Here is an 18,512-nt window from a genome sequence, read left to right on the forward strand (position 1 = left end):
TTCTCTGCTGCAGACGCAGCGACGCAAACGAAGCGGTGCCGGGTAGTGGTGGTTCAGGTGGTTCAGGCGCGGCGGGTTTGGCGGACCGATCTTTAAAAACTAACAGTCGATAAGTGTGGGCGCTTGATGCGGAATGCGGCGGCGGATTCTCCGGAGTCTGCTGTCAGGCAGAAGTATCAGAAGCCTCACACAGTATTAGAGGAAGGTTTGTCTGTCGAAAGACGGATCAATCATCGTCAGTACGTTGAGTGAGCGACCGGGTTCGAGAGAGCCCGAACACAGTAACAGGTTTGAACTGAAGAGTTTGATCCTGGCTCAGATTGAACGCTGGCGGCATGCCTTACACATGCAAGTCGAACGGCAGCACGGACTTCGGTCTGGTGGCGAGTGGCGAACGGGTGAGTAATACATCGGAACGTGTCCTGGAGTGGGGGATAGCCCGGCGAAAGCCGGATTAATACCGCATACGCTCGGGAGAGGAAAGCGGGGGATCTTTCGGGACCTCGCGCTCAAGGGGCGGCCGATGGCAGATTAGGTAGTTGGTGGGGTAAAGGCCTACCAAGCCGACGATCTGTAGCTGGTCTGAGAGGACGACCAGCCACACTGGGACTGAGACACGGCCCAGACTCCTACGGGAGGCAGCAGTGGGGAATTTTGGACAATGGGCGCAAGCCTGATCCAGCAATGCCGCGTGTGTGAAGAAGGCCTTCGGGTTGTAAAGCACTTTTGTCCGGAAAGAAAACCTCGTGGCTAATATCCGTGAGGGATGACGGTACCGGAAGAATAAGCACCGGCTAACTACGTGCCAGCAGCCGCGGTAATACGTAGGGTGCGAGCGTTAATCGGAATTACTGGGCGTAAAGCGTGCGCAGGCGGTGCTGTAAGACCGATGTGAAATCCCCGGGCTTAACCTGGGAACTGCATTGGTGACTGCAGCGCTGGAGTATGGCAGAGGGGGGTGGAATTCCACGTGTAGCAGTGAAATGCGTAGAGATGTGGAGGAACACCGATGGCGAAGGCAGCCCCCTGGGCCAATACTGACGCTCATGCACGAAAGCGTGGGGAGCAAACAGGATTAGATACCCTGGTAGTCCACGCCCTAAACGATGTCAACTGGTTGTCGGGCCTTCATTGGCTTGGTAACGTAGCTAACGCGTGAAGTTGACCGCCTGGGGAGTACGGTCGCAAGATTAAAACTCAAAGGAATTGACGGGGACCCGCACAAGCGGTGGATGATGTGGATTAATTCGATGCAACGCGAAAAACCTTACCTACCCTTGACATGTATGGAATCCTGCCGAGAGGCGGGCGTGCCCGAAAGGGAGCCATAACACAGGTGCTGCATGGCTGTCGTCAGCTCGTGTCGTGAGATGTTGGGTTAAGTCCCGCAACGAGCGCAACCCTTGTCCCTAGTTGCTACGCAAGAGCACTCCAGGGAGACTGCCGGTGACAAACCGGAGGAAGGTGGGGATGACGTCAAGTCCTCATGGCCCTTATGGGTAGGGCTTCACACGTCATACAATGGTCGGAACAGAGGGTTGCCAAGCCGCGAGGTGGAGCCAATCCCAGAAAACCGATCGTAGTCCGGATCGCACTCTGCAACTCGGGTGCGTGAAGCTGGAATCGCTAGTAATCGCGGATCAGCATGCCGCGGTGAATACGTTCCCGGGTCTTGTACACACCGCCCGTCACACCATGGGAGTGGGTTTTACCAGAAGTGGCTAGTCTAACCGCAAGGAGGACGGTCACCACGGTAGGATTCATGACTGGGGTGAAGTCGTAACAAGGTAGCCGTATCGGAAGGTGCGGCTGGATCACCTCCTTTCCAGAGCTGTGCATTCATTGCACTCAAGTGCTCACGCTTATCGGCTGTGGTTAGAAGAAACGCAGACAGACTTCAGGGGTCTGTAGCTCAGCCGGTTAGAGCACCGTCTTGATAAGGCGGGGGTCGATGGTTCGAATCCATCCAGACCCACCACGGTCTTGTCTGGTGAGCTGAAGGGCTGGGGCCGCTGGAATATCTGTGGGACTGGGGGATTAGCTCAGCTGGGAGAGCACCTGCTTTGCAAGCAGGGGGTCGTCGGTTCGATCCCGTCATCCTCCACCAATCCTCAATGCGCAGGGTTCTGCATGAAGGCAGAGCGTTGCGCATTGGCGATTGAGCCAGTCAGAGCGGTATGAGGCACAGGCTTCATACCGGCTGCCGTTCTTTAACAATCAGGAAGAAGTAGTAAAGAGATTCACGAAAGGCACCTGGAGATGGGTGCCGAGTAGGTGAATCAGGGTTGTGATTGTATCGATGTATTTTAAAGGTGATCGAAAGATTGCCTTGGAATACGGCGCAACACGAATACTCAACCTGTAGCGAGTGCGTCTATCCCCTCCGGGGATGGGACCCACGTAAGCGCTAAAGCGCTAACGTGGGTCGACACAGAGACACACCCGTTATAGGGTCAAGCGAACAAGTGCATGTGGTGGATGCCTTGGCGATCACAGGCGATGAAGGACGCGGTAGCCTGCGAAAAGCTCCGGGGAGCTGGCAAACGAGCATTGATCCGGAGATGTCCGAATGGGGAAACCCACTCCTAATGGAGTATCCGTAGCTGAATCCATAGGCTACGTGAAGCGAACGCGGTGAACTGAAACATCTAAGTAACCGCAGGAAAAGAAATCAACCGAGATTCCCAGAGTAGTGGCGAGCGAAATGGGATCAGCCGGTACACGTTATCTGTATTGTTAGTCGAACGCTCTGGAAAGTGCGGCCATAGCAGGTGATAGCCCTGTAGACGAAAACAGCATGGAAGAACTGGGTGTACGAGAAGTAGGGCGGGACACGTGAAATCCTGTCTGAAGATGGGGGGACCATCCTCCAAGGCTAAATACTCGTGATCGACCGATAGTGAACCAGTACCGTGAGGGAAAGGCGAAAAGAACCCCGGGAGGGGAGTGAAACAGATCCTGAAACCGCATGCATACAAACAGTCGGAGCCCCGCTTTAAGCGCTTTCGGCGCATTCATGAAATGAATGCGTCAAAAGACATCAAGTCTGAAACATGACCACTGCGCGCTTGAAGTGGATTTAAGCGCGAGAGCGCTTAAAGCGGGGTGACGGCGTACCTTTTGTATAATGGGTCAGCGACTTACATTCAGTGGCGAGCTTAACCGATTAGGGCAGGCGTAGCGAAAGCGAGTCCGAACAGGGCGTCCAGTCGCTGGGTGTAGACCCGAAACCAGGTGATCTATCCATGGCCAGGTTGAAGGCACGGTAACACGTGCTGGAGGACCGAACCCACTAACGTTGAAAAGTTAGGGGATGAGCTGTGGATAGGGGTGAAAGGCTAAACAAACCTGGAAATAGCTGGTTCTCTCCGAAAACTATTTAGGTAGTGCCTCGTGTCTCACCTTCGGGGGTAGAGCACTGTCATGGTTGTGGGGTCCATTGCGGATTACTACGCCATAGCAAACTCCGAATACCGAAGAGTGCAATCACGGGAGACAGACATCGGGTGCTAACGTCCGGTGTCAAGAGGGAAACAACCCAGACCGCCAGCTAAGGTCCCCAAATATGGCTAAGTGGGAAACGAAGTGGGAAGGCTAAAACAGTCAGGAGGTTGGCTTAGAAGCAGCCACCCTTTAAAGAAAGCGTAATAGCTCACTGATCGAGTCGTCCTGCGCGGAAGATGTAACGGGGCTAAGCCATATACCGAAGCTGCGGATGCACAGTAATGTGCATGGTAGGAGAGCGTTCCGTAAGCCTGCGAAGGTGCACTGGAAAGTGTGCTGGAGGTATCGGAAGTGCGAATGCTGACATGAGTAGCGATAAAGGGGGTGAAAGGCCCCCTCGCCGTAAGCCCAAGGTTTCCTACGCAACGTTCATCGGCGTAGGGTGAGTCGGCCCCTAAGGCGAGGCAGAAATGCGTAGCTGATGGGAAGCAGATTAATATTTCTGCACCATTGTGAAATGCGATGGGGGGACGGATCGCGGAAGGTTGTCCGGGTGTTGGAAGTCCCGGTCCTTGCATTGGAGAAGGCGCTTTGGCAAATCCGGGCGCGCAATTCAAGGGTGCGAGGCGAGCCACTTCGGTGGCGAAGCAACTGGAAGGGGTTCCAGGAAAAGCCTCTAAGCTTCAGTTTCACAGTGACCGTACCGCAAACCGACACAGGTGGGCGAGATGAGTATTCTAAGGCGCTTGAGAGAACTCGGGAGAAGGAACTCGGCAAATTGGTACCGTAACTTCGGGATAAGGTACGCCCTCATAGCCTGACTGGCCTGCGCCAGAAGGGTGAAAGGGTTGCAATAAACTGGTGGCTGCGACTGTTTAATAAAAACACAGCACTCTGCAAACACGAAAGTGGACGTATAGGGTGTGACGCCTGCCCGGTGCCGGAAGATTAAATGATGGGGTGCAAGCTCCTGATTGAAGTCCCGGTAAACGGCGGCCGTAACTATAACGGTCCTAAGGTAGCGAAATTCCTTGTCGGGTAAGTTCCGACCTGCACGAATGGCGTAACGATGGCCACACTGTCTCCTCCCGAGACTCAGCGAAGTTGAAGTGTTTGTGATGATGCAATCTCCCCGCGGCTAGACGGAAAGACCCCATGAACCTTTACTGTAGCTTTGCATTGGACTTTGAACCGGTCTGTGTAGGATAGGTGGGAGGCTATGAAGTTGGGACGCCAGTCTCAATGGAGCCGTCCTTGAAATACCACCCTGATCTGTTTGAGGTTCTAACCTTGGCCCGTGATCCGGGTCGGGGACAGTGCATGGTAGGCAGTTTGACTGGGGCGGTCTCCTCCCAAAGTGTAACGGAGGAGTACGAAGGTACGCTAGGTACGGTCGGAAATCGTGCTGATAGTGCAATGGCATAAGCGTGCTTGACTGTGAGACTGACAAGTCGAACAGGTGCGAAAGCAGGTCATAGTGATCCGGTGGTTCTGTATGGAAGGGCCATCGCTCAACGGATAAAAGGTACTCTGGGGATAACAGGCTGATACCGCCCAAGAGTTCATATCGACGGCGGTGTTTGGCACCTCGATGTCGGCTCATCTCATCCTGGGGCTGTAGTCGGTCCCAAGGGTATGGCTGTTCGCCATTTAAAGAGGTACGTGAGCTGGGTTTAAAACGTCGTGAGACAGTTTGGTCCCTATCTGCCGTGGGCGCTGGATATTTGAAGGGGGCTGCTCCTAGTACGAGAGGACCGGAGTGGACGAACCTCTGGTGTACCGGTTGTCACGCCAGTGGCATCGCCGGGTAGCTATGTTCGGAAGAGATAACCGCTGAAAGCATCTAAGCGGGAAACTCGCCTTAAGATGAGATATCCCCGGGGCTTCGAGCCCCTTGAAGGGTCGTTCAAGACCAGGACGTTGATAGGTCAGGTGTGCACGTACAGTAATGTACTGAGCTAACTGATACTAATTGCCCGTAAGGCTTGATCCTATAACAGGTGTGTCTCGACCCGCGTTAGTGCTTGAGCACTTACGCCGGTCCGATCCCCGAAGGGGATTGGTGTGAACTCCCGCGGGAGCCAGCAGAAACGCACGGTTGGGATTCAGTGTTGTGCCAGAAACAACACAACCCCCCCACCCGAATCCTTTACGCTTCTTCCCGATTGGCTGCGTCGCAGGGTTGGCTCCAACCCTGCGACGCAGCAACCCGTCATGCCTGATGACCATAGCGAGTCGGTCCCACCCCTTCCCATCCCGAACAGGACCGTGAAACGACTCCACGCCGATGATAGTGCGGATTGCCCGTGTGAAAGTAGGTAATCGTCAGGCTCCCCCCCAGTCAGAAACCCCACCCGCCGCGGTGGGGTTTCTGCGTTTACGCGGCCCAAATCAACAGCAACATGCTCGACCGAGCACGAACAACAAGCGTGGTCGGACGCCGTTGCCAGTCACTGCCAAAAGTAGCCTGTTGATCGACGCTTTTTTGCGCATACCGACGTTGACCCAGAAAAACGGACATCTATCCTTTGGAGAAGGAGGTGCCGATTATGGGCAAGCATCGTACCCCGTACCCGGCGGAATTTCGGGCGCAAATGGTCGAGCTGGTGAAGGCCGGACGCAGGCCGGAGGAACTGGAAAAGGAGTTCGAGCCGACTGCACAGACCATCTACAACTGGGTGGTGCAGGCTGATCGCGACACAGATGTTCCGGTGCGACGATGGCACGCCGTTGCGCGTAACGTTCGCACTCGACTGCTGCGATCGGAGAGGCGATCGGAGAGGCGATTGGCTGGGCGGCGGGGACCGGCGGGTAGCGGTGATGTAGTGCGCGACGCGATGCTGGCCGCCGTCGCGCAGCAATTCGGCACCGGGCAGGTCGCGCCGCCCATCGAATGGTTGACGGACAACGGCTCGGCTTATGTCGACCACCGCACTCGCAGCTTCGCTCGCGAATTGGCCCTGGAGTCATTGACAACGCCGGCACGTTCTCCGCAGAGCAATGGCATGGTCGAATCGTTCGTGAAGATCATGAAGCGGCAATTACGTCGCCTGTATGGACGAGCCTGACGCGCCTGCGGCGCTCTCGTGTCTGGCTGTTGCATTTGAACACTACAATGAGCGCCATCCGCACAAAGCCCTGGAATACCGCTCGCCGCGTGAGTTCAGGCGTGCTGCCGCGATTTCATTGACCTAACGGTGTCCTGCGTGTCCTGAGTTACAGGGGCAACTCCAACCAGCTGCACTGGGTCATCTCCGCCCCCCAGTTGCCCGACCTCAGCAAGCAATGCTTCGTCGCGTGCAATCACCTTCGGCAGATGCGAGCGCAAGAATTCGACCCACGTGCGCGTCTTTGCATCGATGAATTTGCGCGACGGATAGAGCGCATAAACAGTCGTCTTTTGCAGCGTATATTCCGGCAACACGCGCACCAGCGTGCCATCGCGCAACCCGGAAATGGCCGCGTAGAGCGGCACCATGCCGATGCCCATGCCTTCGCGGATCGCCACGATCAATGATTCGGCGATGTTCACATGCACGGGGCCGTCGACTTCCATCAACTCACTGCCGTTCGGGCCGTCGAGCGTCCATTCATGTGGCGGGAACGCCGGCGTATGCAGGATCAGACATTCGTGATGCGCAAGGTCAGCCGGTTCTTGCGGCGCGCCGTGCGCCCGCACGTAGGCCGGCGATGCGCACAGGATGCTGAACGTCGTCCCCAGCGGAAACGATACGAGGTCCGAATTCGGCAGCGTCGATGCGCCGATCACGGCCACGTCGGCGCTGCCCTCGAACAGATCGGGCATGCGCTGCGATAGCGTCAACTCGACGGTCACATCAGGATAGAGCTCGCGGTAACGCGAAATGGCCGGCAGGACGTAGTGCTGGCCGATGCTCGCAAAGCTATGCATGCGCAGTGCGCCGGTTGGTCGCTCGTGTGCGCAACTGGCTTCTTCTTCCGCAACATCGACATCCGCGAGGATCTGCTGCGATCGTTTCAGATAGCGCTCGCCGGCGGTGGTCAGCGCAAGCCGACGCGTCGATCGATTCAGCAGGCGCGTGCGCAGATGTGCTTCAAGCTCCGAGACCGCGCGAGACATCGCGCCGGTCGTTGAATTGAGCGATTGCGCGGCCGCGGTGAAGCTACCGGCTTCGACCACGCGCACAAACACTCGCATATTTTGTAGCGTGTCCATCAAACCTTCTGTTTCATGATCAAGATCATATTTTCCGTCAGTCTCAGAACACTATTGTTGTCCGTTCTGGAACAGATGTTCTGCACCCATCGGCTTAATGTACACATCGCGGACTCCTACAATCGGCGCCTCGCCTGCCGGTGTCGGCCATTCTATCCGGAGGCTCTCTCAGCGACCACGTAGGGTGCACTGTTTTCAGATGAAACCCGATCATGCGACCGAACCGTCGGCGGATTTCGTCGGTCCGCGCGGCGTCATGCGGCGACGCCTCAGCCGAGCCAAACTCAATCGCGCCGTGCGCGACTGGGCCACCAGCGACGGTCTGACCTGGCTGCATCTGCTGAAGACGGTCACCGCCGGTCTGCTGGCGTTGGGCATCGCGATGCTGCTCGATTTGCCGCAGCCGCGCATTGCGATGACCACTGTCTTTGTGTTGATGCAACCGTTCAGCGGCATGGTGCTCGCGAAGAGCTTCTACCGGATTCTCGGAACGGCAGTAGGGACCGTGGCCGCGCTCGTGCTCGGCGGGCTGTTCGTTCAGCAGCCCGAACTGTACATGCTCGGCATGATCGTGTGGGTGAGCGCCTGTATTGCTGCGGCGGTCCGGTATCGGCATTTCAGATGGTACGGTTTTGTGCTCGCGGGTTACACCGCCGCGCTGATCGGCATTCCAAACGTGACGACGCCTCAGGGACTGTTCCTCGCCGCACTCACGCGTGCCGCGGAAGTGGCGGTCGGCATCGTGTGTTCGAGCGCGGTCAGCGCGTTGCTGCTGCCCCAGCGCTCGATCCTTGCGCTGCGACGTAACCTTCAGATCAGGTACGCGAATTTTACTGCGTATGCTGTCGACGTGCTCGCACGCGGGCTCGAGCGCAATCAGTTCGAACGGCGTTTCGCGGATTTCGTCGACGAAATCGCTGGCTTCGAAGCAACCCGCACGTTCGTCGCATTCGAAGATCCGGCGATGCGCTCGCGCAGTGCGCATCTGGCGCGTCTGACTCGCGAATTCATGGATGCGTGCGCGCGTCTGCATGCGCTGAATCAGTTGCTCAAACGGTTGCGCGCCAGCCGCGCTGTGTCGATACTCGCGGCCATCGGTCCGTACCTCGACGAACTGGGAGGCTTGTTCGAAGCACAAGCTGAAGCCGGCGTCGAAGCATCGCACGCAGCAGCCGATCTGCGCCCCTTTCGAGCGAGCTTGCCACGCCGGGTACGCGAAACCAGGCGGGCACTCGAAGCCGCGTTTGCGGAATCGCTTGCGGACTTCGACACGGCAGCCGAATTGCTGTATCGATTCGTGGGCGAATGGATAAACTATTCGCAAACCTGTGCATGCTTGTGGCGCAAAACAGCAAGCCGGCAGCACAGCCTACGATGCAGCTCAAGCCCAACCAAGAGCCACCGCACAAGCAGACCTATAAGCCGCACAAACCACTTCGCCGTATTGTTCACATTCGTGCGCTCGGCTGTCGTCATCGGAATCGCCGGTGCGTTCTGGATCGCGACCAACTGGCCGAGCGGCGGTCTCGCCGTGATTGGCGCAACACTGGTCTGCGCGTTGACGTCCACCGCGCCAAGCGCCACCAGAATGGCCATCCAGATGGCGATCGGCGCGGTGCTCGCGACGCTGGCCGGCTATGTGTTCATGTGCTACGTGTATGCGAACATCGATGGTTTCCCGCTGCTTTGCGCGGTACTCGCGCCGATGCTCGCGCTCGGCGCATTCATCGCGACGCGTCGCGGCGCGGCTGGGCTTGGCATCGGCTTTTCGGTGTTCTTCTGTCTGCTGGCCGGGCCGGACAACGTCGTCAGCTACGTGCCCGATCTGCTGATCAACAACGGCATCGCGCTCACCGCGTCGATGCTGCTCGCAGCGGTTGTTTTCGCGGTGCTCTTTCCCGCCGATATGCGCTGGCTCACCGACCGGATCATGGGCGACCTGCGAGCGCAAACGGTGTCGGCATGCAAGGACGCGCTGCCGGGTCTGAACCAACGTTTCCAGTCGGGCACGCATGATCTGACTTCGCAACTGCGCGTGGTGTTGACGCACCGTTCACGACGACGGCGCGACGCACTTCGCTGGATGCTCGCGACGATCGAAGTAGGTCACGCCGTCATCGATCTGCGCAACGAAGCCGCACGCGCCGATTATGCCGACATCCTTCAGCCGCGTTGGCGCAGCGTGATCGAACACACGTGCGACGATCTCGCCCGGCTCTTCGAACGCCCAGGTCCACGTTCGCTCGAACGCGCACTCGTCGCCGTGCGCTCGGCCACCTGGCTCGCGCAAGACATGCTGCAGGCAGTGCACGCCGAGCGCGACCGGCATCACGATCTGCAACGTATCTTGAGCTGTCTGCACTTCATTCGTAGCGCGTTGCTCGACAAGGACGCGCCCTTCAATCGTCGCTGAGCAATGCTGCGTGGATCTTTCTGCCAGATGGAAAGATCCTTTCCGGGCGGCCCCGTTTATTCGCGTAGGTGGCGGTCATATAGTTTCGTCACTGCCTCGCAGTATTCGTCGCAGTAGTCGTAAGTCCTGGAGAACGAGATGAAAGTGTTGAAGATGGTCCTGATTGCCTGTTCTTTGTCCACCGCTGCCGCCGCCTATGCACAGACGGCGCCGGCCGCGCCGGAGCAGCAGGTTGCGCAAGCGGATGGCCAGCGCACCGATAAGGTTGCCCCGCGCAAGCATGTGGAAGCGCCGAAAGCGAAAGCTGATGAATGTGTCGGCCCGATGAGCTTCTGCAACATCTACTTCGGCAGCTAAGTCCGGCTGCCTCACGCGCAACACCTGTCGCGGACCCTATCGCGCGACCCAACACCTGCTCGCGACGCCGTCCGATCGAGACGCCGCGGCGGGTGCGGCAACCGCCTATTGAGCGAAGCACACCGCAGACGTGCGCACCAGTAGACGAAGCTGGCGACTATGGAGAGACTCCCTTTCATGTACGAAGACCGAATTCGCTGCGCCGCGCTGCGCGGAAAAATCACCACGGCCGCCGACGCGGCGCTTCTGATTCACGACGGCATGCGGGTTGGCGCAAGCGGCTTCACGCGCGCGGGCGACGCGAAGGCCGTGCCGGTCGCGCTCGCCGAGCGTGCGCGCCGGCTGGGCGAGCCGCTGCGCATCACGTTGATGACGGGCGCCTCGCTCGGTCATGACGTTGACCGCATGCTGACCGAAGCGCATGTGCTCGCGCGCCGTCTGCCGTTTCAGGTAGACAAGACGCTGCGCGACGCCATCAATCGCGGCGAAGTGATGTTCGTCGATCAGCATCTGTCCGAGACCGTCGAGATGCTGCGCGCGAACCAGCTCGGCAAGCTCGATGTCGCGATCATCGAAGCCGCCGCGATCACGGAGAGCGGCGGTATCGTGCCGACGACGTCGGTCGGCAATTCGGCGAGCTTCGGGATTCTCGCGGACAAGGTCATCGTCGAGATCAATCTTGCGCAGCCGCTCGGGCTCGAAGGCTTGCACGACATCTGGATTCCGGGGCGCCGGCCGCATCGCGAGCCGCTGCCGATTGTGCGCGCGCAGGATCGCGTCGGCACACCCGCTATCGAGATTCCGCCCGGGAAAATCGCGGCGATCGTGATGACGGACATGGCCGACAGCCCGTCCACGGTCCTGCCCGCGGATCGGGAAACCGCGTTGATCGCCGGTCATTTGATCGAATTTTTCCAGCACGAAGTCACGCGTGGCCGCATGCCGAAGCAGTTGCCGCCGCTGCAGGCGGGCATCGGTACGATCGCCAACGCGGTCCTGGCAGGATTCGTCGATTCGCCTTTCGAGGTGTTCGAAATTTATTCGGAAGTCCTTCAGGATTCGACGTTCGATCTGATGGACGCTGGTAAGGTCGCGTTCGCGTCCGGCGCGTCGATCACGTTGTCGGCCGCGCGACAGGCGCAGGTATTTGGCGATATCGAGCGCTATCGCGACCGGCTCGTGCTGCGTCCGCAGGAAGTCAGCAACCATCCCGAGGTGATTCGGCGGCTCGGTCTGATCGCGCTCAATACCGCGCTCGAATTCGATATCTACGGCAACGTCAATTCGACGCATGTCGGCGGCACGCATATGATGAACGGCATCGGCGGCTCGGGCGACTTTGCGCGCAATGCGTCGTGCGCGGTGTTCGCGAGCAAGTCGACCGCGAAGGACGGCCGCATTTCGAGCATCGTGCCGATGGTGCCGCATTGCGATCACAACGAACACGACGTCGACGTCGTCGTCACCGAGCAGGGTCTCGCCGATCTGCGCGGCCTCGCGCCGCGCGAACGTGCGACGCTGATCATCGAGCATTGCGTGCATCCGCGGTATCGCGGGCTGTTGCGCGACTACTACCGCGATGCGTCGCTTTGGGGAGGGCAGACGCCGCATTGCCTCGATCAGGCGTTTGCATGGCATACGCGGCTGCGCGATACGGGGTCGATGCTGCCGGCCTGATTCTGCGGCGGCCACAACCGCGGCGATAAAAGCAGAAGCAACAGGCCATAAAAAAGCGCCAGCGATTCGAACCCGCTGGCGCTTGATGACGTCGGATGCCGTGCTCAGGACCCTCGTCGCACGAGCCGGATAATAAACAGCAGAATGACCGCGCCGATCAACGCGGTGATGATCGAGCCGATCCAGCCGCCGCCAAGCGAGATATGCAGCACGCCGGCGAGCCACCCGCCGATGAACGCGCCGATGATCCCGACGATGATGTCGACGATCAGGCCGAAGCCGCCGCCCCTGACCAGCACACCCGCGAGCCAGCCCGCGATCGCGCCGATGATGATCCATGCGATGATGCCGTGTTCCATATTCGAGACTCCCTGGTTGAGTGTGAACAAATCACGGTGACAGAGCTTAGTCGAAGGTTATGGGACAGTCCACGTTCACGACGCGGAATTAACATTATCTGAATCTGCTGCCAGCTAAGTGTAGACGATGCGCGCGAACAAAGGAGACTTACGCGCCTCGCTTCACTCGGGCGTCGGCTCTGCTTCCCGCGCGGTCCAACTGACGCTGGACACGCTCTTTTCCATGCTCAGGCGGCTCGCCATCTGTTCGAGCTTCGATTGATCCTTCGGATGCATCGTCAGCGTCGCCGTCACGCGAATGCGCGCCGGTTCGTCCTCGACATCCTCGCTCGTGAGGCTCTGGAACGACAGCGGCGCCGAGTACATCGAGTTGGAAATCGCGGCGCGAATGTTGATCTCGTCGGCTTCGCGGCAGACGATCGTCAGCAGGTACTCGCGCACGAGGTCGGCGTTTGAAACCGGCGTCGAGTTGATCATCCGGCTCACTTCACGCAGCGCGGTGTTGGCCAGCAGCACGACCGCGGTGCCCGCGAGCGCCGGTCCGTAATGTCCCGCGCCGCTCAACACGCCGACGGCCGCCGAGCACCACAGCGTCGCCGCGGTGTTGATCCCCTGGATCGAGCCTTTGTCGCGCATGATGACGCCGCCGCCAAGAAAGCCGACGCCGGACACCACATAGGCGGCAATCTGCGTGACGCCGCTGACGCCGTTGCCGGTCAGCACGCCGAGCGTGACGAACAGGCACGCGCCGCTCGCCACGAGCGTGATCGTGCGCAAGCCGGCAGTGCGCTGGCGCATCTGTCGTTCGAGGCCAATCGCGACGCCGCAAGCAAAAGCGGTCAGAAGCCGCAGGAAGAATTCGAGTGTCATCGTTCAGAAAGGTTGGCGTGCGTGCTGCCGCAGGGTGAAGCCTACGCGTGGGAACGTCAGGTCGTCTACCTCGTGCACGGTAAGCGCATGAGGGTGGAACGAAATACGCGCGCACACGCGTGCAGCGGCCGCAAGCGTGCGGCATCGGCATGGCATCGAGCCACGCTGCGCTTCACCGATAGTACGCGAATGACAATGAAATGAGAGCGACGTGCGCCATCGAGCCCGAGGGCAGGACGGCGACAGGGACACCTGACGCGGAACTCCTGCCGCTCAGGCGAGCGGGCAAATCGATACTCGGCTGGTACAACTGCTACTGTCCAAGATCGTGATTCCGGTTAAAAGAATTGCGCGAATTTTAGAGGGCGGCGCAAAGTTCAGTCAAGCCGCGATCGGCGGAGAGTGCGCATGTGGGTTTGCTACAGCCGTATCGTAGACAGGCCGTAATTAATTGCTCCGGACTGCGAATGTTGAGTTCAATCCGGTTCGCCCGGCACGAGTCTCAAGCGCGTGATTTCCGAAGGCGCACCGAGTCGTTTCGGCGGACCCCAATAGCCCGTACCGCGACTCGTATAAACCCAGAGTCCGTTCAGGCGCGCGAGGCCTGCCGTGAACGGCTGTTGCAGGCGCACAAAGAAATTCCACGGAAAGAACTGACCGCCGTGCGTATGACCCGACAACTGCAGCGTAAAGCCGGCCGCCGCGGCCGCTTCGGCCGAACGCGGCTGATGCGCGAGCAGCACCCTGATCAGCACGTCGCCCGGCGCGCCGGCGAGCGCCGCGACCGGGTCGCTGCGATGCGCGGGGTCGTGATGACCCGCCGAGTAATCGGTGACGCCGGCGATCACGGCGCGCGCGCCGTCATGGTCGACGATTACGTGTTCGTTCAGCAGCACCCGCAAGCCGAGCCGGCGGAATTCGGCGATCCACGAGTTCGCTCCGGAGTAGTACTCGTGATTGCCGGTCACGAGAAACGCACCGTGCCGCGCGGCGAGCCGCGACAGCGGCTGCGTATGCCGGCTCAGCTGCGGCACGCTGCCGTCGACGACGTCGCCCGTCACCGCGATCAGATCCGGCTTGAGCCGGTTCACCGCGTCGACGATCGCATCGACATAACGGCCCTTGATCGTCGGGCCGACGTGGATGTCACTGATCTGCACGATCGTGAAGCCGTCGAGCGCGGCAGGCAGATCGTCGATCGGCACGTCGATCGTGACGACGCGCGCGCGACGGCGCGCGTTGAACAGGCCGATCAGCGTCGACAGCAGCGCGAGCAGCGGCACCGCCGCCGCCGAGCCGGTGCGCCAATGCGCGATCGTGAGCGTGTTCGGCCAGATCGCGTCGATCGTCAGCAGCGACGCCAGCACGAGGTCGCGCGCGAACGTCAGTACCAGCAGCGACGAGAAGAAGCCCATCGCGAGCAGGCCCACCCACGCGAGACGGTCGCCGAGCGGCTGGCGCTTGAAGCCGCGCGCCATCATGCCGACCGGGATCAGGTAGATCGACAGCACGAGCCACAGCACGCACAGCCCGCGGCCGGCCGCGTCGATCGGCATGTCGGGAATCAGGCGCAAGCCGACATAGATATGCAGCAGGATGCCAATCAGGATGATGCGGACAAGAAACGATGAACGTCGCATAAAGAGGATCAGGGCGGGAAGGAGGCCAAAGGGCCGGCATCAGCGACAGCGCGGCGGCGATCGGTTAACGAACGCGGCGAATCATTCTACCGACATGTTCAGTCCCTTGCCGTAGCCGCAAAATTCGTGCTCCCGCACCGCACGACACGCCGGCCCCGAAGCCGCCGGGACGCGCCACGAAAGGTGTTCGCCGGGGCAGGCGCATTCCGTGCTCAGCACATACTTACAGGGCCGCGCGCCGCGCATTCAATGCCTATGCAAGCGAATTAAATGGGCTTTGAATCGTATTCATGCGTGGAGTATGCTTGAAACAAGCCAGCTTGTTGCCGGGGCAGCGTAGGGCGCTTCGGCCATGACTGGTTCTGTCGCCGGGAAAGATCGGGCGGGGGGGAGGCACACCATGAAGCTGCTCAAATCGGGCCACCTGTGGCATCACGCGCACGACGTGCATCATGTTCATCATGAGCATCATGAGCATCATGTCGGGCGCGAGGGCAGCCACGTGATGCTGCCGCTCGTCGGCATCTCGCTGATGGCGATTGCGCTTTACGTCGGCGTACGCAACATCGATTTCTCCGAACTCGGCAAAAGCGCGCTGTTCGACGTCGTGATGGTGTGCGTCGCGCTCGGCATCGCGGGCCTGTTCGGTGCGGTCGGCGCGTGGCTGCGCTCGAATGGCGACGAAGCCGAAGAGGGCTTCTGCTTCATCGGTGCGCTGATCGGCACGGTGGTCTTTTATATCGCGGTGCTGACCTGACGCGATCCGATCCAGCGCGTGGCGCGCACCCGCAGCGCCATCCATCATCAACGCGCCGTCACACTATGCGCGCCGCTTCGTCGAACGAAAAACGCGGGCTGCGTGCAAACAGCTTTGACGGATCGCCGTGGCCAAGATTGATCAGGAAGTTCGACTTCAGCGTCGTGCCCGCAAAAAACGCTTCGTCGACCTTGGCCTGATCGAAGCCCGACATCGGCCCAGTGTCGAGACCGAGCGCACGCGCCGCGAGAATCAGATACCCGCCTTGCAGCGTCGAATTGCGAAACGCCGTGTCCGCGATCAACCGCTCGTTGCCGACGAACCAGCTGCGCGCATCCGCATGGGGAAACAGTTTCGGCAGATACTCATAGAAGGCCATGTCCATGGCGACGATCACCGTGACGGGCGCGGCCATCGTTTTCTCGAGATTGCCAGCCGACAACGCCGGGCGCAGTTTCTCCTTGCCCTCCGGCGTCCTGACGAACACGAAGCGGCCCGGACTGGAATTGGCCGAGGTCGGGCCGAGCAGTACGAGCTCCATCAGCTCGCGCAGCACGGCGTCGTCGATCGGCTTGTTCTGCCAGCCATTTTGCGTACGCGCGTCGCGAAAGAGCTGCTTGAGCGCCTGATCGGAAAGTGTCATGGAAGTGGTCCGTGCGAAAGAACAGAGAGAATGCGGAGAGCCGCGTCGAATGAAAGAGCAACGCGCGTGAATCAGCGGGTGAGCCGGTGTCGCCATAATAGTCAGGGTTTTGACTTCTCCGCTTGCACCCAGACATTCCGATGAGCACCGATTTATTCAACGACCTGCCGACGCCCGACGTCGACTGGTATCCAGACTGGCTCGCAGCGGCCGACGCCGAACGCCTGCTGGCCCGACTGATCGACGAAGTGCAATGGCGCCAGGACATGATGGGCACGCCCGCCGGCCGTGTTGCACTGCCGCGTCTGACCGCCTGGCAGGGCGAGCCGGACGCGGTGTACGTGTACTCGGGCATCCGCAACGTGCCGCAAGCATGGACGCCCGCCGTCGCCGAACTGAAGGCGGCCGTCGAGGCGACCAGCGGCGCGCGTTTTAACAGCGTGCTGCTGAATCGCTACCGCAGTGGCGCCGACAGCATGGGCTGGCACGCAGACCGCGAGCCCGAACTCGGCAAGCAACCGGTAATCGCGTCGGTGAGCCTCGGCGTCGCGCGCAGGTTCGATCTGCAGCACAACCGCAGCGGCGTCGTGCAATCGTTCTCGCTGAAGGGCGGCAGCCTGCTCGTGATGAAAGGCGACACGCAGGCGCAGTGGCGTCATCGGGTGCCGAAGGAGCCGCGCGTGAGCGGCGAGCGCATCAATCTGACGTTTCGCTGGGTCACTCCGAGAATGACGCCGACCTGAGGCAGCGAGCGGCAATGCTCTGACCGGCGCGCCATACCAAAACTGATATCGAGGGCGCGAATCATATGATTGGACGGTTAACGCGTCGCACAGTACGCTACCTCACGATCCATGCGTCGTGAGGGCCGCGAGGGCCGGGCAGACCGCTGGGTCGTCTACACAACAACGATTGGAGACTGTCATGGCGAATACACGACGTGCCGCGTGTCGCGCTCTGGGCGCGCTCGCGCTTTGCGCGAGTCTCGGAGCGCTGACGCTGGCCACGCCCGGCGCGCATGCCGAGGACAAGAAAATTACGCTCGGTTTTGCGCAGGTCGGTGCGGAAAGCGCATGGCGCACCGCGAATACCGAATCGGTGAAGTCGGCGGCGACGGAGGCCGGCATCAACCTCAAATTCTCCGACGCGCAGCAGAAGCAGGAGAACCAGATCAAGGCGATCCGCTCGTATATCGCGCAGAAGGTCGACGTGATCGCGTTCTCGCCGGTCGTCGAATCGGGCTGGGAACCGGTGCTGCTCGAAGCCAAGGCCGCGAAGATTCCGGTGATCCTGACCGACCGCAACATCGACGTGAAGGACACGTCGCTGTACGTGACGATGATCGGCTCGGACTTCCTCGAAGAAGGACGGCGCGGCGGCCACTGGCTCGCGGATCACTACAAGGACGATAAAGGTCCGGTCAACATCGCCGAGCTGCAAGGCACGGTCGGCTCCGCGCCGGCCAACGACCGCCACGCGGGTCTGATCGAAGTGATCAAAAGCGATCCGAAGTTCAAGATCATCGCGTCGCAAAGCGGCGACTTCACGCTCGCCGGCGGCAAGCAGGTGATGGAAGCGTTCATCAAGACCTACGGCAACAAGATCAACGCCGTCTATGCTCATAACGACGACATGGCGCTCGGCGCGATCCAGGCGATGGAAGAAGCCGGCATGCATCCGGGCAAGGACGTCGTCGTAGTTTCGTTCGACGCAACCAAGGGCGGCTTCCAGGCGATGGCCGCCGGCAAGATGAACGTCGACGTCGAGTGCAGCCCGCTGCTCGGACCGCAGCTGATGTCGGCGGTGAAAGACGTGGTGGCTGGCAAGCCGCTGCCGAAGCGCATCCTGACTCAGGAGACTGTCTTCCCGATGAGCGTGGCCGCGCAAACTCTGCCGTCGCGTAAGTACTGACGCGGCGCGCAACGTCGCCGCGGCAGCGCTCGCGCGAGCGCCGCGGCGTGTGCGGTGTTCAGGCGCCGGGGCCAACGGGCTGACGGCGCGAAGGAGATGTGCAGTACGGACGCATCGAACAGGTTTCTCCAGTGGTGCCTGACCGCCCGGGCTGCTTTCTTTTGCAGCGGGCGGTCTCTTTTCAGGAGCATGCGCCCGCGGGAGCATGCCGCTGGGGCCTGCCGAACCATGCATAGCCGATCGAGC

Annotated in this window: 11 protein-coding genes, 2 tRNA genes, 3 rRNA genes and 1 pseudogene; 12 read left to right on the forward strand and 5 right to left on the reverse strand. The window is 60.3% G+C overall.

All coding sequences use genetic code 11. The features are described from left to right. Window positions 1-292 precede the first annotated feature (292 nt). The 6 genes and pseudogenes from OKW30_RS30175 to OKW30_RS30200 form a co-directional block, all read left to right on the forward strand. A 16S ribosomal RNA gene (locus tag OKW30_RS30175) occupies window positions 293-1,825 on the forward strand. Between the two features lie 76 nt (window positions 1,826-1,901). Continuing rightward, window positions 1,902-1,978: transfer RNA gene (locus OKW30_RS30180), tRNA-Ile, on the forward strand. Between the two features lie 53 nt (window positions 1,979-2,031). Next, window positions 2,032-2,107, forward strand: a tRNA-Ala gene (locus OKW30_RS30185). A gap of 344 nt (window positions 2,108-2,451) precedes the next feature. Next, a 23S ribosomal RNA gene (locus tag OKW30_RS30190) occupies window positions 2,452-5,437 on the forward strand. Window positions 5,438-5,661: 224 nt separating this feature from the next. Further along, window positions 5,662-5,775 (forward strand): 5S ribosomal RNA (gene rrf, locus OKW30_RS30195). Together the 16S, 23S and 5S rRNA genes with 2 tRNA genes alongside form the textbook arrangement of a ribosomal RNA operon. A gap of 375 nt (window positions 5,776-6,150) precedes the next feature. Next, window positions 6,151-6,639: pseudogene (locus OKW30_RS30200) on the forward strand (integrase core domain-containing protein); the annotation flags it as partial. Here the strand turns inward: OKW30_RS30200 and OKW30_RS30205 are convergent. Then, window positions 6,608-7,639, reverse strand: a complete 1,032-nt coding sequence (locus OKW30_RS30205; RefSeq protein ID WP_429348408.1) for a LysR family transcriptional regulator — start codon at window positions 7,637-7,639, stop codon at window positions 6,608-6,610. The pseudogene OKW30_RS30200 and the gene OKW30_RS30205 sit on opposite strands and share 32 nt — an antisense overlap. A gap of 199 nt (window positions 7,640-7,838) precedes the next feature. Between OKW30_RS30205 and OKW30_RS30210 the strand changes: the two genes are divergently transcribed. The 3 genes from OKW30_RS30210 to OKW30_RS30220 all read left to right on the forward strand — a co-directional run bounded on the left by OKW30_RS30210 (window position 7,839) and on the right by OKW30_RS30220 (window position 12,086). Then, window positions 7,839-10,052, forward strand: a complete 2,214-nt coding sequence (locus OKW30_RS30210) for an FUSC family protein (protein ID WP_429348409.1) — start codon at window positions 7,839-7,841, stop codon at window positions 10,050-10,052. Window positions 10,053-10,190: 138 nt separating this feature from the next. Beyond that, window positions 10,191-10,409, forward strand: coding sequence for a hypothetical protein (locus tag OKW30_RS30215; RefSeq protein ID WP_090806192.1), 219 nt, complete (start codon window positions 10,191-10,193; stop codon window positions 10,407-10,409). 177 nt (window positions 10,410-10,586) lie between these two features. Then, the gene (locus OKW30_RS30220) at window positions 10,587-12,086 is read left to right on the forward strand and encodes an acetyl-CoA hydrolase/transferase family protein (protein WP_429348410.1); all 1,500 of its coding nucleotides are present in this window, start codon (window positions 10,587-10,589) and stop codon (window positions 12,084-12,086) included. A gap of 104 nt (window positions 12,087-12,190) precedes the next feature. On the opposite strand, the gene OKW30_RS30225 is transcribed toward OKW30_RS30220, so the two are convergent. The 3 genes from OKW30_RS30225 to OKW30_RS30235 form a co-directional block, all read right to left on the reverse strand. Further along, entirely contained in the window at window positions 12,191-12,445 is a 255-nt protein-coding gene (locus tag OKW30_RS30225; RefSeq protein WP_018420763.1) for a GlsB/YeaQ/YmgE family stress response membrane protein, read from the reverse strand. Window positions 12,446-12,607: 162 nt separating this feature from the next. After that, window positions 12,608-13,315, reverse strand: a complete 708-nt coding sequence (locus tag OKW30_RS30230) for an MgtC/SapB family protein (RefSeq protein ID WP_429348411.1) — start codon at window positions 13,313-13,315, stop codon at window positions 12,608-12,610. A 476-nt stretch (window positions 13,316-13,791) separates the two neighbouring features. Further along, window positions 13,792-14,955, reverse strand: a complete 1,164-nt coding sequence (locus tag OKW30_RS30235; RefSeq protein WP_184038688.1) for a metallophosphoesterase — start codon at window positions 14,953-14,955, stop codon at window positions 13,792-13,794. Window positions 14,956-15,355: 400 nt separating this feature from the next. Between OKW30_RS30235 and OKW30_RS30240 the strand changes: the two genes are divergently transcribed. Further along, entirely contained in the window at window positions 15,356-15,712 is a 357-nt protein-coding gene (locus tag OKW30_RS30240) for a hypothetical protein (protein WP_429348412.1), read from the forward strand. 58 nt (window positions 15,713-15,770) lie between these two features. Here OKW30_RS30240 and OKW30_RS30245 read toward each other — a convergent pair whose 3' ends face one another. Continuing rightward, window positions 15,771-16,355 carry a malonic semialdehyde reductase gene (locus OKW30_RS30245; protein WP_429348413.1) on the reverse strand — a complete coding sequence of 195 codons (585 nt, stop codon included), beginning with the start codon at window positions 16,353-16,355 and terminating at the stop codon, window positions 15,771-15,773. 140 nt (window positions 16,356-16,495) lie between these two features. Between OKW30_RS30245 and OKW30_RS30250 the strand changes: the two genes are divergently transcribed. Together OKW30_RS30250 and OKW30_RS30255 are read left to right on the forward strand one after the other, a co-directional pair. Further along, window positions 16,496-17,098 (forward strand): alpha-ketoglutarate-dependent dioxygenase AlkB family protein, encoded by a 603-nt coding sequence (locus OKW30_RS30250; RefSeq protein WP_090806179.1) that lies wholly within the window; start codon window positions 16,496-16,498, stop codon window positions 17,096-17,098. A gap of 181 nt (window positions 17,099-17,279) precedes the next feature. Then, window positions 17,280-18,266 (forward strand): ABC transporter substrate-binding protein, encoded by a 987-nt coding sequence (locus tag OKW30_RS30255; protein ID WP_429348414.1) that lies wholly within the window; start codon window positions 17,280-17,282, stop codon window positions 18,264-18,266. Window positions 18,267-18,512 lie beyond the last annotated feature (246 nt).

The organism is Paraburkholderia sp. Clong3, assembly GCF_050436485.1.
GTDB classification, from domain to species: Bacteria; Pseudomonadota; Gammaproteobacteria; order Burkholderiales; family Burkholderiaceae; genus Paraburkholderia; species Paraburkholderia tuberum.

Excerpts from the sequence above, each read along its gene's own strand:
- OKW30_RS30205 (WP_429348408.1), bottom strand. The coding sequence starts at position 7,639 with ATGGACACGCTACAAAATATGCGAGTGTTTGTGCGCGTGGTCGAAGCC.
- OKW30_RS30210 (WP_429348409.1), top strand. The coding sequence starts at position 7,839 with ATGAAACCCGATCATGCGACCGAACCGTCGGCGGATTTCGTCGGTCCG.
- OKW30_RS30215 (WP_090806192.1), top strand. The coding sequence starts at position 10,191 with ATGAAAGTGTTGAAGATGGTCCTGATTGCCTGTTCTTTGTCCACCGCT.
- OKW30_RS30220 (WP_429348410.1), top strand. The coding sequence starts at position 10,587 with ATGTACGAAGACCGAATTCGCTGCGCCGCGCTGCGCGGAAAAATCACC.
- OKW30_RS30225 (WP_018420763.1), bottom strand. The coding sequence starts at position 12,445 with ATGGAACACGGCATCATCGCATGGATCATCATCGGCGCGATCGCGGGC.
- OKW30_RS30230 (WP_429348411.1), bottom strand. The coding sequence starts at position 13,315 with ATGACACTCGAATTCTTCCTGCGGCTTCTGACCGCTTTTGCTTGCGGC.
- OKW30_RS30235 (WP_184038688.1), bottom strand. The coding sequence starts at position 14,955 with ATGCGACGTTCATCGTTTCTTGTCCGCATCATCCTGATTGGCATCCTG.
- OKW30_RS30240 (WP_429348412.1), top strand. The coding sequence starts at position 15,356 with ATGAAGCTGCTCAAATCGGGCCACCTGTGGCATCACGCGCACGACGTG.
- OKW30_RS30245 (WP_429348413.1), bottom strand. The coding sequence starts at position 16,355 with ATGACACTTTCCGATCAGGCGCTCAAGCAGCTCTTTCGCGACGCGCGT.
- OKW30_RS30250 (WP_090806179.1), top strand. The coding sequence starts at position 16,496 with ATGAGCACCGATTTATTCAACGACCTGCCGACGCCCGACGTCGACTGG.
- OKW30_RS30255 (WP_429348414.1), top strand. The coding sequence starts at position 17,280 with ATGGCGAATACACGACGTGCCGCGTGTCGCGCTCTGGGCGCGCTCGCG.